The organism is Micromonospora sp. CNZ299, from assembly GCF_002754415.1.
The window spans coordinates 1,131,762-1,144,860 of sequence record NZ_PEFG01000001.1 but is presented as its reverse complement, the minus strand read 5'-3'; the positions used below and the strand labels follow the sequence as shown (position 1 = coordinate 1,144,860).

The following is a 13,099-nucleotide window of genomic DNA, read 5'->3' as shown; positions in this document are numbered from 1 at the left end:
GCGTTATCGGGAGAACGGCCACCCCCACGGCGTGTAAGCGTGTGGCAGGCTGCCGACCATGTCAATGCCAGAAGCTGAGGTCGAGACGCATCCGGAAGGCGTCGCGTCCGAGGGCGACCGGCCGGGGCCGATCGGGCGATGGTTCCGTGCCGACCGTGTCCGCGCGGTAGCGTTCGCCCTCATCGTCGTGTCCGTCGCCTGGCGCGCCGGCCTCGCCACCCGTGGCTGGTTCTCGCAGGACGAGTTCGTCATTGCTGCCCAGGTTCTCGACACCCGGCTGGACGCGGACTACCTCCTGCGTACCTTCAACAACCACCTCATGCCCGGCGGCCTGCTGGTGGCGTGGGCGATGGTGCGGGTGGCGGGCTTTGTCACCTGGCCCTGGGTGCTTCTGCTGGCGGTCGGCCAGGCGGCGACCGGGTTCGCCGTCTACCGGTTGCTGCGCCATCTGCTCCGGCCAGGCTGGGGGCTGCTCATCCCGCTGTGCCTGTTCGTGTTCAGCCCGCTGACGCTTGAGGTCTCCTCGCTGTGGCTGGTCGGGCTGCTCGTGCTGCCGATGCAGTTGGCCCTGGTCATGGCGGCGACGGCCCAGGTCTGGTACGTGCGGACCGGTCGACTGCGGCACCTCGTGGCGGTCGTCCTGTGGGTGGTGTTCGGCCTGCTCTTCGACACCAAGTCCCTGCTGATCGTGCCGCTGCTGTTCCTGCTGACCGTCTTTCTCTTCACGTCGGGTGGTGCCTGGCGCAGCCTGGTGACGACGGTCCGCCGACACTGGCCGGCGTGGCTGGCGCTCGGTGCGCTGTCCGGGGCGTACCTGGCGTTCTATCTGACCCGTCCCGCCCGCGAGCTGGACGAACCCACATCCATCGGTCAGGTCCTCAAATTCCTCGGTGACCTGGTCGGCGAAACCGTCGTTCCGGGTCTGCTCGGAGGCCCCTGGCGTTGGGCGTACGCCGGTGACGGTCCTCCGGCCGTGAACCCGTACGACATCGCCAAGTGGCTGTCCTGGGCGGTGCTGGGGGCTCTCATCGTGATCACCGCGCGGCGGCGCCCGTCGGCCCGGCGGGCCTGGCTGCTGCTCGCGTGCTACCTCGGGCTGGTCGCCGCGCTCTTCGCCGTGACCCGCCTCGGTGGGCCGCTCGGCACGTTGGTGGGCATCATCCCCCGGTACGTCGCCGACGTGGTGCTGGTCGCCGCGATCTGTGTCGGCGCGGCCCTGTTGGGGACGAAGGACGCCGATGAGGACGACGTGTCCGCGTGGCCGGTGCCGACCGTTCTGCGGGAGCCGGGTGCCTTCGCGGTCGGCCTGGTCTCGATAATTGTCGTCCTGGCCACCATCGGGGTGGGCACTCTGTGGAGCACGGCCCGTTTCGGGGACAACTGGAGCACCAAGTACGGGCGGGACTACCTCGCGACGACGCAGATCGAGCTTGCCGCCGCTGCGCCGGGCACCGTCTTCCTGGAAACCACCGTCCCGGACCGCGTCATCGCCGGCTACTTCTGGCCGGACAATCTCCAGTCGCACTTCTTCCGCCCGGCCGAGCGTCGGCCCACCTTCGTGGCGGAGGCCGAGAAACCGTTCATGTTCGACGACTTCGGCCGGATCCGTCCGGTCGTGGTGCAGGGGCGGAAGATCGTGCCGGGGACGGTGCCCGGCTGCGGGCACCTGGCGGAGGGTGGTCGGCCCGCCCGAATCCCGTTGGACGGGTACCTGGAGGAGTGGCCGTACGCGGTCCATTTCGGCTACGTCAGTTCGGGCGACTCGACGGCAATCTTCCGTCTCGGGGACGCCGTCCGGGTAATCACTCTGAAGCGCGGGCTGAACGACGTGTTCTTCCTGCTGGAGGGGGCTGGGGACGCCGTCGAGGTCACCGTGAGCACCTCGGAGGTCAGGGTGTGCACCCAACTGATCACCGTCGGCCGCGCGGTGCCGGCACCGTGAATGGTTGAGCAGACCACCGGCGTCGGCGCCCCGCCGGCGCGGTGGGTGCGCGACACGCTGCCGCTGTACGCCGTTGCGGCGGTCGTCACGGTGCTGGTGCTGGCCCCGCTTGCGGCACCCGGCTACGCGCTGCTGTACGACATGGTGTTCGTACCCCGGCAGCCGCTGAGTTGGGATCTCGTCGCCCCGGCGCAGACTCTGCCCCGGGCGGTGCCGATGGACGCAGTGATGTCCCTGGTGACCCAGCTCGTGCCGGGCTGGGCGGTGCAGCGGGTGGCGCTCGGTGGGGCGGTTCTCCTGGCCGCGGTCGGCGCCGGCCGTCTGGTGCCGACCGAACGGCTCGCGGTCCGGTTGCTCGCCGCGGTGGCGTACGCGTGGACGCCCTACCTTGCCGAGCGGCTGCTGATCGGACAGTGGGGGCTGCTGCTCGCGTACGCCGCGCTGCCCTGGTTGGTCCGGGCGGCGCTGGACCTGCGGGCGGGTCGTGATGGCGCGCTCGCTCGGGTGGTTCTCGCCGCCGCTCCCGCCGCGATCACCCCGACCGGCGGGTTGATCGCGTTGGGCACGGTGATCCTGCTGGTGTCGGACCGGACGCGCCTTCGCCGGTCGGCGCTCGTGGTGGGCGGCGTCGCGTTACTCAACGCCCCCTGGGTGACCGCCGCCCTGGTCACCGGTGCTGGCGGGTCATCCGATTCGGCGGGGGTGGCGGCGTTCGCGGCGCGTTCGGAGAATTGGGCTGGCCCGCTGGTGGCGCTCGCGGGTACGGGTGGCGTCTGGAGCGCACAGGCGACTCCCTCCAGTCGCGCGGCACCGCTGGTGCCGCTGGCGACCCTGATCCTGCTGATCCTGGCCGGTGTCGGTGCCGGCCTGCTGCGGCGCCGGCTGTCCCCGGGTACGGCGGTGCGGCTGGCGGTGCTCGCCGGGATCGCCTTCCTCCTCGCTGCCCTCGGGGTGCTCCCCGGCGGGGCCGCCGCGCTGCGTTGGGCGGTGGTGCACCTGCCGGGCGCGGGGCTGCTTCGAGACGGCCAGAAGTTCCTGGCCCCGTACGCCCTGCTGCTGGTGGTGTGTGTCGCGTTGGGCGCCGAGCGGCTGGTGGCCAGGATCGACCGGGAGGTGGCGGGGGTGGTTCTGGTCGGCCTGCTGCTCCTGCCGGTGGCCGTCATGCCGGACCTCGCCTACGGCGGTGCCGGCCGGCTTCGTCCGGTGAGCTATCCGGCGGACTGGCAGGCGGTCGCCGAGCGGGTGGCCGGCGAGCCGGGGGAGATCCTCGCGCTGCCGCTGTCCGCCTACCGGGCCTTCCCGTGGAACCCGGGACGTGTCGTCCTGGATCCATTGCCGCGCTATCTGCCGGGGACGGTGCTGACCGACGACACACTCCGGGTCGGCGATGTCGCGGTGGCCGGGGAGAATCCACGGATCCGCGAGGTGCGCCGGGTGTTGGCCGAAGGGCGGCCCGTCTCGGCCACCGGCGTGCGCTGGGTGGTGGTGCAGCACCAAGGGCCCAGCGAGGTCGGCCCGGCGACCCTTCGTGATCTCGAAACCGTCCACGAGGGACCGTTTCTCACTCTCTACCGAAATCCCGCTGTTCATCCTGAATCGGACCCCCCTGGACATGGCGCGTGGGCAGTCGTGATGGCGCTCGTCGCTGCCCTTCTGGTGGTTATGGCTGCTGCCATTTCGGCACTACACCGGCGCCCTACCGCGTGGTAACGTCCGCTCGCACGTCTCGCCATTGGAGGATTGGCATGCGTAGAGCTCTGACCCTGGTCGTCTCCGGCATGGTGGCGGCGTTGCTGGGGATCCTGGCCCTTGGCGGGCTCTCGGCCGCCGCGACCGCCACCGACAAAGAGGCGGCCAACGAGGCCAAGAGTGTTTCGGAAGCGGCCAAGCGTGCCGGAAAGAAGGACCCGTACGCCCCCGAGGTCTACGGCGACAGGTAGGACGGCTCGCCCCGCTGCTGCACTGGGCGGGGCGACTCCACACCGTTGAGCAGGTCCGCGAAGTGCCCACCCGCGGCCTGCCAGGTGAAGCTCGCCGCGTGCTTCCGGGCCTGCGCCCCCATCTCTCGCCGCATTTCGTCTTCGTGCAGAAGCGTGCGCACCTTCGCCAGGTAATCGTCGATGTCGTCGGCCAGCAGGCCGGTGCGCCCGTCGACGACAGCTTCGGCGACTCCACCCGCTTCCCGGAACGCGACCGTTGGCGTGCCCGCGGAACCCGCCTCGACAATCGTCAGACCCCAGCCCTCCTTCAGTGACGGGGTCAGGGCAACCCAGGCGGAGGCGAGCAGAGCCGCTTTCTCCTCCTCCGTCACGAAGCCCCGGAAATCCACCCGCTCGGTGATGTCCAGCTCCGCGGCAAGCTCGCGCAGGTGCGACTCCCACCAGCCCTGGCCGGCGACGACCAGCCGCAGCTGGGGCAGCTCGTCGGCGAGGGCCGCGACCGCCCGCAACGCCACCTCGACCCGCTTGTGTGGCACCAGCCGATTCAGCGTCACCAGAAGCGGGAACGGCGCCCGCTCGGCGTCGGTGCGGGGCAGCGCCGGGGTGCCGTTGTGCACCACGGCGACCTGCTCCGGCGGTACGCCCAGCACGGCCAACTCTCGGCGGGTGGCCTCGGAGACGGTGACGTACCGGCACCGCCGGTAGACGCGTACGGCGAGCGACGACTCGACCCACCAGCCGAACCGGGCGGCCCACCGCGGAAGGACCACCGGCCACTGCTCGCGATGCACGTGGTGGATCAGCTTGACCACCGGTCGCCGTGCCCACAGCGGGGAGAGGAACGGCAATCCGTTGCAGACGTCGACCAGGATGTCGGGCCGGCCGCCCCGACGGTTTGACAGCGGGCCCACGCCCAGCGCGCCGACCAGGTAGCTGAGCGCCGCCCAGAGGTAGACGGTGTGTCTGCCGCCGCGCCGCACCAGCCGGACGCCCGCCTCGTTGATCTCGTCGCCGGGTGCCTCGCTGTGGGCGGCGCAGAAGAGGGTGGCGCGGAAACCGCGCGCCACCAACTCGGCGGCGATCCGTTCCACGTACACCTCGGAACCGCCACCCTCGGGGTTACGGGTGTCTCGCCAGTTGAGGAACAGCACGTGTCCGGGCATGCCGAAGCGACGCTCCACGCGAACCCTACTCTCAAGTAATTTAGGGACGCGCGTCACACTAGGGGTTGGGGTGCCGGCCCGGCAATGCCCAGGTGGGGCAGCGCTGATCGGCTGCGCTACGCGCCGACCGTGGGCGTCGGCGTACCCGCCGGGACTGTCGGCGCCGTGCGGGCCGGTGCGGCCACATCGACGGCGGGCGTATCGGATGCCTGCCCGCGCCCGGCCCGTCGGTTCCGACGCTGCGATCCGAGGACCTGCAGGGGCCGCTCGACGCCGTAGTAGCTGACGGCGGCGTACACCAGGCCGAAGACCATGGTGAGTACGAAGATGTTGAACAGCCCGCCGGTGAAGAGCGGTCGGTCGTCGATCAGGTAGATGAGTTCGATGACCAGCGGGTGCCACAGGAACAGTCCGTACGAGACGGTGCCGAGCCATCGGGCGGACTGGGCACCGAAGGCCTCCTTCACCCGCGTTGGCCCGCCGAAGGCCACCGGGATCAGGATCAGCGACGCGATCGCGAGGTACAGGGCCAGCTTGACCGCGAACTCGGCGGCTGTCGGACCGGCGAGGTCGCGGGGTCCGGCGATGGGCGTCGTCGCGATCGCCATCAGCCCGACCGCCGCTGCCCAGCAGGCAATCGGCGCGGAGGCGAGGTCGTCCAGGACGCGGAATACGGCGGGCGCGGTCCCGGTGCGCAGGGCGACGTGCGCCGCCGCCAGGGCCATCCCTGCGCCGAACCAGGCCGCGTACGAGGGGAGCCACATGGTGTGCAGGCCGTTGTCGAGCCAGCCGATCCCCATCAGGGCGAGCCATCCCGCGGTCACCAACAAACCCCCGCAGACGATCACGACGGTTCGGACGGGACGCCATGACCGACCAACAGCGAGCACGGCGACCAGCGGCAGGATCAGGTAGAACGCGACTTCGGTGGCGAGACTCCAGGTCTGGCTGAGCCCGGAGCGCAACTGGCCAGGCCCGTAGATCTGGGTGAAGGTGAGGTGGCGAATCCAGTCACCGGCGGACGCCGGCCGATTCTGCGGCAGGACGAACAGGCAGACCAGCACGGCCAGCCAGTAGGCCGGCAGGATTCGTAGGGCCCGCCGCCAGAGGTACCGCCCGGCCCGCGGTCGGGCCTGTCCCGTCGCGGCGTTCAGGGCCCACGGTCGGAACAACAGGAATCCGGAGAGCACGAAGAAGATGGCAACGCCGACGTCGAGCCGGGCCAGCCAGCCGCCCCACGTGGTGTTCATGGTGGCGGCGGTCTGGAACCCGACGTGGTGACCGACGACCGCCACGGCGCCGATTGCTCGCAGCGCATCGAGGGCGGGGAGTCGATCGGTTACCGAAGTCTGCGGAACTATTGGCGCGGCGGCTGTGGACATCTGGACATCCAGGGGGTCGCTTTCGAAGGTGACCGGGGAGTAACCTCCCGCCATGTTAAGGATCGGGTGCCCCGGACAACAGGTCGTAGGGCGGCAGGTTACAGGAGGATGAGTGAAGCTTCGCGTGGGCGCCGCGCTATTCGGGCTCGGTGTTTTGTTGCTGGTCTTCGCGGCTGGGCTGCCGTTCTATGTGGCCCCCTCCGTGACCAAGCTCCCTTATGATCTTGAACCAACGACGTCCGTCGCGGAGGCAAAGAACGCCAAGTTCCTGAAGATCACTCGCGTCGGCGAGTCGGTGAGCATCGAGGTCCTGCAAGGTGACCTCGTCTCCAGCGTCGAGGTCATTCCTCAGCCGGACGACACGAGGGACCGGCTACCCAAGGAACTCAAGGGCGACGCGGTGATCTGGGACGTCTACCAGACGGTCAGGCGTGCCGACACCCCGGACGTGGTCAGCCAGTACAGCACCGAGTTGGCCCTCTACCGGATCTCCGGTGCGGCCGCCCCGTGGAAGGAGCAGTGGCTCAACGAGAGCGGCGCGGAGCAGACTCCGGTCGGGAACGTGAATTACTCCGGCCAGATCTACAAGTTCCCGTTCGGCACCGGCAAGCGGGACTACCAGGTTTTCGACCGTGACCTGAAGCGGGCCGTCCCGGCGAAGTTCATCGGCACGGAAAAGATCAAGGGCATCGAGGCGTACCGCTTCGAGCAGCGGATCGAGAACGAGGTGCTGAACACCCCGGAGGCGAGCCTCAAGCCGCTTCTGGGCCGGTTCGCCCCCGGCGCCACCAGCGGCCAGATCGTCTACAGCAACACCCGTACGCTCTGGATCGACCCGGTGACGGGCTCCTACGTGAACGTCCGGGAACAGCAGAACAAGGAGCTGCGCCCAGACACCGGCACCGCCACGGTGCTGCTCGACGCGGACTTCAACTACAACGACGACACGGTCAGCCGCAGTGTCGAGACGGTCAAGGACAACCGCTTCAAGATCGGCCTGATCAGTTTCTGGGGCCCGATCGCCGCCGGTGTCCTTGGTCTGATCGCCCTGGTCGTCGGCGTATGGCTGGTGACGCGGACCAACGACGGTGCCGCTCGGCACCGCGCCGACCCGGCTGTGGCACCCGGTGCCGACCCGACTCAGACCCGGGTGGACCAGGAACCGGTGCGCGACGCGGAAACCGCCGAGCAGCCCAGGACCGAGCCCGCAGGCGGTCCACTGACCGACGAGATCCCGCCGGCGTCGACGAACTGGAAGTCCGAGGACCCGACGGTGCCGGCCCAGCGCCCGGCGCACGGCGAGGTGGAGCAGCGCTAACGGGTACGACAGGAAGCACGACTGAGGGGTGGGCCGCGATGCGGCCCACCCCTCAGTCGTGGAGCGGCTCCTGCCTCGGATGCCCTGCGCGGCGTACCGCGTACCGCATGCAGACCCAGTCTTCGCTGTACAGCAGATCGCGCCACTGCCCGACGATGTCCCCGCCATGTGCGGCCATGAGCCGCACCATGTCGGCGTGTGGCACGACAGTCATTTTCATCGGCGCCGGATAATTGAGCAGGTGGCACTGTGCCCAGCTGATCAGGCGAGACGGCGCCAGATGCCAGACGATGCCCCTGGCCGTACGCCCCGGCTCGGTTGGCAGCCCCAGGACGGCAATGCCGCCTGGCCGCAACACGCGCAGGAACTCGGCCAGATAGTGATCGATGGCGGGGCGCGGCAGGTGTTGCAACACCAGGGCGCTGTAGACCAGGTCGAAGTGGCCGTCGGGAAACTGGCTCAGGTCCGGTGCGTCGTTGAGGACGAACCGGATGTTCTCGGCGCTCCGGTTGAGTCGCCGGGCGGCCTCCAGCATGGTCGGAGCTATGTCCACACCGACGACCTCGTCCGCGTGTGGGGCGAGTGCCTGAGACAGTCGCCCGACGCCGCAGCCGAAGTCGAGCACCCGCTCCCAGCGGGTGGGCAGGCCGAGTTGGCGAAGTTGGCCGGACGTCCCCTCGACGTCGGTGCGGCCCGTGGCCAGGAACTCCTCCACGTCCCACCGTCCGCCGCGTTTGCCGGGCTCAACGAGTACGGCCCAGAGCGGATCTTCAGCTCCGAGCTTGGTCCAGTCGCGTCGCACGTCGTTCAGTTGCACGTCGAAACCCTAGGACCTCCGGCCGTCCGGTGGGGTCCCGCTGTTTCCGGGATCGCCTGGATGTTCGGACGAGAGGGAGGAGCCGAACGGCTCTCCGCGATTGCGTGCTTTACATCCGTTACCTAATTGTAATTCATCGATGCCCTGCCACTCTCCGTTGTTGGGGGGCATGGCTATGTCGCCTTTGTCGCCTACCGAGGTTTCTGTCCACACCGATAATTCCACGATTCGTGACGGCGGCCTGCTGTTGAGTCGCCCTCGTGTTGCCGCTGGATGGCCAGGGGGTTGTGAGCCGCGCCGCAACGGGTGCACGATCAGGCTCGATCGTTACCCGCCGGTAACACATGACGGGCCCGGTGCGGGGCCGCCAGTCCGGGACCGGCTTCCTGAGGAGGAACCCGTGCAGGATCGGTTTGAGGATCAGGGTCGTACCCGGTGGCGGCGGTTCGTCGCCATGGCGGTCCCCGCCACCGCCGCAGTCGGCGCCATCCTGTTCGGCATGTCGACCGGCGCCATCGCGTCCGACGTCACCGTGTCCGGGCAGACGTTCAAGATCGGCGCGGCCCGCCTTGAGGGCGACGGCTTCAAGCAGTACGGCGGCGTCGTGCGCGAGAAGGGTGAGGACGGCAGGACCCACCCGATCGCCGTCGCCGAGATCAGCAGCGCAGAGCTCTACAACCTCTGCCAGTCCATCCGCTCTGACCTGCCTGGCCTGCCTGTGGTTCTCACCATCAACGCCGGTGAGGGCAAGGAGCCTGCCCGGGCCAAGGACCTGCTGATCGCCATGGACTCGCTCGACGGCAACGCGACGTTCACCAACATCAAGATTGGCCGGGACGCGACCGACCTGAACGCGACGGCGCAGAAGGGTTCGTTCGGCCAGAACTCCGACCACGTCACCATCACGAACCTGCAGCAGGTGTCCCGGTACACCACGGCGGCCACCTTCAACCTGGTCGGACTCCGGTTGAAGGTCAACGTGGGCGACGACGCCAAGGGCAAGGAGTGCTTCTGAGGTGAGCCGGGGCCCGCGGTGGCCGACCACCGCAGGCCACGTCCCCGTCCCCGTCCCCGCTCCGCCAGGAGGAGTACGTGACAACCGCCAACGCGTCCCACACCCGGCCCGGCGGCACGGCCCAGGCGTGGCAGACCTTCCGCCGCTGGCAGCGGAGCCGACCGTTCTGGGGTGGCCTCTTCATCGCCCTGGCCGGGGTGGCGATGTTCGCCTCCACCCGGATGACGATCAACGGCCTGAGCTTCCACAGCGGAGCCACCGGTCTGCTCTCGCTCCTGATCCCGGTCATCCTGGTGACCTGCGCCCTGCTGCTCTGGTTGAGCCCGGCGCAGCGGCTGTTCTACTCGGTCGTCGCGGCGGTCACAACGGTCTACTCGCTGATCGGGCTCAACCTCGGCGGCTTCTTCGTCGGTCTGCTGCTCGGCATCGTCGGCAGCGCGCTCGCGTTCGCCTGGACCCCGATCCGACCCGCGCCAGCCGCCGCCGACCTGTCCGACACCGATCTGTCCGACACCGATCTGTCCGACACCGACCTGCCCCTCGCCGACCAGGTCGATGCGGGCCAGGCGGAGGCGGATCAGCCTGGCGCGGATCAGGCGGACGCGGATCAGGCGGACGCGGATCAGGCGGACGCGGGTCAGGCGGACGCGGGTCAGGGCCACGCCGAACAGAGCGGAGTCGAGCGGCTCGACACGGAGCGGATCGGAGTCGAGCGGGTCGACACGGAGCGGATCGGAGTCGAGCAGGCCGACGCGGCCGACGAACGGGTGGATCGCCCGGCGGGCGGCGCGACCGACGCGGGCGCACCCCCCGAGTGGCCGGGACGTTCCGCTGATCCGCGGGTGTTCGGAGTTGCGCTGCTGGTGCTGGGCCTCGCTGCGGCCGGCCTGGCCACCCAGCCCAGAGCGGTGCAGGCAGCGCCGACCCGGCCCGCCGCGACCGCCTGCCCGAGCCCGTCCCGCTCCGTCACGCCGTCGCCCAGCCCCACCACTCCCACCGGGACGCCGACCCCGACACCGAGCGCCAGCCCGGAGCGGGACGGCAACATCATCACCGACATCCTGGACGGCATCGGGGACCTGTTCACCGGTGGACGCAGCGAGAAGACAGCGACGCCGTCGGCTACCCCGACCGCCAGCGCGTCGGCGAAGCCGACAGTCACGCCGACGGCCCGTCCCGGCTCCACGGCCTGCCCGTCACCGAAACCGGGCGGGTCGGGCAAGCCCGGGGCCACGACACCCGACAAGCCAGACAAAGCGGAGCCGGGCAAACCGCTGCCCCGCATCGCCGCCGACCCGAGTCTGCCAATGGTGGGCCAGACCCCGTCCAAGCTCACCGGTTCCAAGGTCACCATGACCGGGCTGCGGTTCGACGGGACCACCGAGCTGCAGACCGAGAAGGGCAGCCTCAAGGTGCTGAAGTTCAGCATGCGGGAGGCGGTGACCGACGACTTCCTGCTGGTCGCCGACGGCCCCGACGGGCGCACCCAGCGGTACAAGACCGACCGGCTGACCGTCCGCGGTGACGTGGCCTTCTACTCCACCCGGTTCGTCGGCAAGCTGCTCGGCATCAAGCTCACCCTGACGCCGGACCTGCCGTTGCCGGACGGGATCCCGGTCACCCTGCCGATCTCGATCACGTTCACCGACCCGGTCATGGACCTGGCGTACGTCACCAGTGACACGCTGACCGCCCGGCCGTCGTTGGCGCTTGCCCTCGGCTGAACGACACATCCGCCCCGATGGCTCCGGGTGCTGCGGCTCGTTCGTACCGCCAGCACCCGGAACCGTCAGCGGCTCAGAGCCGGGCCAGCGCCCGGCGCAGCGGGTCGAGGCCCAGCGCGCCCAGGTCCAACGCCTGCCGGTGGAACTCGCGAAGGTCGAAATCCGCGCCCTTGCGGGCCTTGGCGTCCTCGCGGGCCTGGAGCCAGATCCGCTCACCGACCTTGTACGACGGGGCCTGCCCCGGCCAACCCAGGTAGCGGTTCAGCTCGAAGCGCAGGTTCTCGTCCGGCACCCGGCAGTGCGCCCGCATGAACTCCCAGCCCAACTCGGGCGTCCACCGCTCACCCGGGTGGAAGCCGAACGGGTTGTCCTTCGGGATCTCCAGCTCCAGGTGCATGCCGATGTCCACGATCACCCGCGCCGCGCGCATCGCCTGACCGTCGAGCATGCCCAGCTTGTCGCCCGGATCCTCCAGGTAGCCCAGCTCGTCCATCAGCCGCTCGGAATAGAGCGCCCAGCCCTCGCCGTGCCCGGAGACCCAGCAGAGCAGCCGCTGCCAGCGGTTGAGCAGGTCGGCCCGGACGGCGGTCTGTGCCACCTGGAGGTGGTGACCCGGCACGCCCTCGTGGAAGACCGTGGTCACCTCCCGCCAGGTGGAGAAGTCGCTGATGCCCTGCGGCACCGCCCACCACATCCGGCCCGGGCGGGAGAAGTCCTCACTCGGGCCGGTGTAGTAGATGGCGCCGTCGCTGGTCGGGGCGAGGCAGCACTCGATGCGGCGGACCTGCTCCGGGATGTCGAAGTGGGTGCCGTTCAGCTCGGTGATCGCCTTGTCGGCGAGCTCCTGCATCCAGTCCCGGAACGCCTCCTTGCCCTGGATGGTCCGGGCCGGGTCGGCGTCCAACCGGGCCACGGCCTCGTCGACGGTGGCGCCGGACCCGGCGATGCGCCCGGCGACGACCCGCATCTCCGCCTCCAGGCGGGCCAGCTCCGCGAAACCCCAGGCGTACGTCTCGTCCAGGTCGACCTTGGCGCCGAGGAAGTACTGCGAGGCCAGCTCGTAGCGTTCCCGGCCAGCGGCCTGCTTGTCCCGCCCGTGCGGGGCCATCTCGGTACGCAGGAACTGGCCGAACTCGGCGGTCGCCGCGGTCGCCGCCGCCGCACCCCTACGCAGCTCCGCGCCGAGCGAGCCCTCCGCGTCCAGCCGCTCGACCAGCCCGTGGAAGAAGTTGTCCCCGGTCGGGTCGACCCAGATGTCGCACTGCTTGGCCACCTCGACCAGCTGCACCTTCGAGCTGACCTGACCGGCGGCGAGCGCCTCGCGCAGCGTGGTCTTGTAGCCCTCCAGCGCGCCGGCGAAGCCGTTGAGCCGGGCCGCGATGTTGGCCTGCTCGTCGGCCGTCGCGGTCGGCATCAGGTCGAAGACCATGCGAATCTCGTGCAGCCCGCTGGTGATGACGCTGACCTCGCTGGTCACCTCGCCGGCGTCGTACCGGGCCAGGTCCAGACCGAGCCTTTCCTGCATGGCCTCCTTGGCGGTCCGCTCCAACTCGGTTGCCGGCTCGGTCACCTCCAGGTCGGCGAGAGTCCGGCGGGTGAGGTCCGCGCGCGCCCGGTAACCCTCGGGCGAGAGGTCGTCGAGTTGGTCGTCATGGCCGGCGATGCCGACGAAGGTCGCGCCGGTGGGGCTCAAGGGCGCCCACTCGGCCACGTATCGGTTGGCTAGCTCATCGATTCGTCCCACGCTGCGACACTACGTGACCACCCCGCCCCCGTGTCGATGACGTTTGTCGTGTTC

At 69.8% G+C, this 13,099-nt stretch carries 10 protein-coding genes; 6 read left to right on the top strand and 4 right to left on the bottom strand.

Annotated features, from left to right (window positions below; genetic code table 11):
• Positions 1-64: 64 nt before the first annotated feature.
• From CLT68_RS05465 to CLT68_RS05455, 3 genes are read left to right on the top strand one after another with little or no spacing between them, the layout of a single operon-like run.
• Positions 65-1,942 carry a hypothetical protein gene (locus CLT68_RS05465; RefSeq protein ID WP_486482413.1) on the top strand — a complete coding sequence of 626 codons (1,878 nt, stop codon included), beginning with the start codon at positions 65-67 and terminating at the stop codon, positions 1,940-1,942.
• The gene (locus CLT68_RS05460) at positions 1,943-3,652 is read left to right on the top strand and encodes an MmpA family trehalose lipid delivery protein (RefSeq protein WP_099849258.1); all 1,710 of its coding nucleotides are present in this window, start codon (positions 1,943-1,945) and stop codon (positions 3,650-3,652) included. It begins immediately after the preceding gene.
• A gap of 35 nt (positions 3,653-3,687) precedes the next feature.
• Positions 3,688-3,882 (top strand): hypothetical protein, encoded by a 195-nt coding sequence (locus CLT68_RS05455; RefSeq protein ID WP_030328187.1) that lies wholly within the window; start codon positions 3,688-3,690, stop codon positions 3,880-3,882.
• Here the strand turns inward: CLT68_RS05455 and CLT68_RS05450 are convergent.
• Both CLT68_RS05450 and CLT68_RS05445 read right to left on the bottom strand, forming a co-directional pair.
• A complete protein-coding gene (locus CLT68_RS05450; RefSeq protein WP_099856819.1) occupies positions 3,867-5,045 on the bottom strand; it encodes a glycosyltransferase family 4 protein in 1,179 nt (392 codons plus the stop codon). The genes CLT68_RS05455 and CLT68_RS05450 overlap by 16 nt on opposite strands.
• 116 nt (positions 5,046-5,161) lie before the next feature.
• The gene (locus CLT68_RS05445) at positions 5,162-6,427 is read right to left on the bottom strand and encodes an acyltransferase family protein (RefSeq protein WP_099849256.1); all 1,266 of its coding nucleotides are present in this window, start codon (positions 6,425-6,427) and stop codon (positions 5,162-5,164) included.
• 112 nt (positions 6,428-6,539) lie between these two features.
• Here CLT68_RS05445 and pgfA point away from each other — a divergent pair, with 112 nt between their 5' ends.
• A complete protein-coding gene (gene pgfA / locus CLT68_RS05440) occupies positions 6,540-7,745 on the top strand; it encodes a cell envelope lipid trafficking protein PgfA (protein ID WP_099849254.1) in 1,206 nt (401 codons plus the stop codon).
• A gap of 52 nt (positions 7,746-7,797) precedes the next feature.
• On the opposite strand, the gene CLT68_RS05435 is transcribed toward pgfA, so the two are convergent.
• A complete protein-coding gene (locus tag CLT68_RS05435; RefSeq protein ID WP_099849252.1) occupies positions 7,798-8,562 on the bottom strand; it encodes a class I SAM-dependent methyltransferase in 765 nt (254 codons plus the stop codon).
• Positions 8,563-8,962: 400 nt separating this feature from the next.
• On the opposite strand from CLT68_RS05435, the gene CLT68_RS05430 reads away from it, so the two are divergent.
• Positions 8,963-9,577 (top strand): DUF6230 family protein, encoded by a 615-nt coding sequence (locus CLT68_RS05430; RefSeq protein ID WP_099849250.1) that lies wholly within the window; start codon positions 8,963-8,965, stop codon positions 9,575-9,577.
• A gap of 77 nt (positions 9,578-9,654) precedes the next feature.
• A complete protein-coding gene (locus CLT68_RS05425; RefSeq protein ID WP_099849249.1) occupies positions 9,655-11,301 on the top strand; it encodes a DUF6114 domain-containing protein in 1,647 nt (548 codons plus the stop codon).
• A 73-nt stretch (positions 11,302-11,374) separates the two neighbouring features.
• On the opposite strand, the gene CLT68_RS05420 is transcribed toward CLT68_RS05425, so the two are convergent.
• Positions 11,375-13,045 carry a DUF885 domain-containing protein gene (locus tag CLT68_RS05420; protein WP_088950624.1) on the bottom strand — a complete coding sequence of 557 codons (1,671 nt, stop codon included), beginning with the start codon at positions 13,043-13,045 and terminating at the stop codon, positions 11,375-11,377.
• Positions 13,046-13,099: the final 54 nt, after the last annotated feature.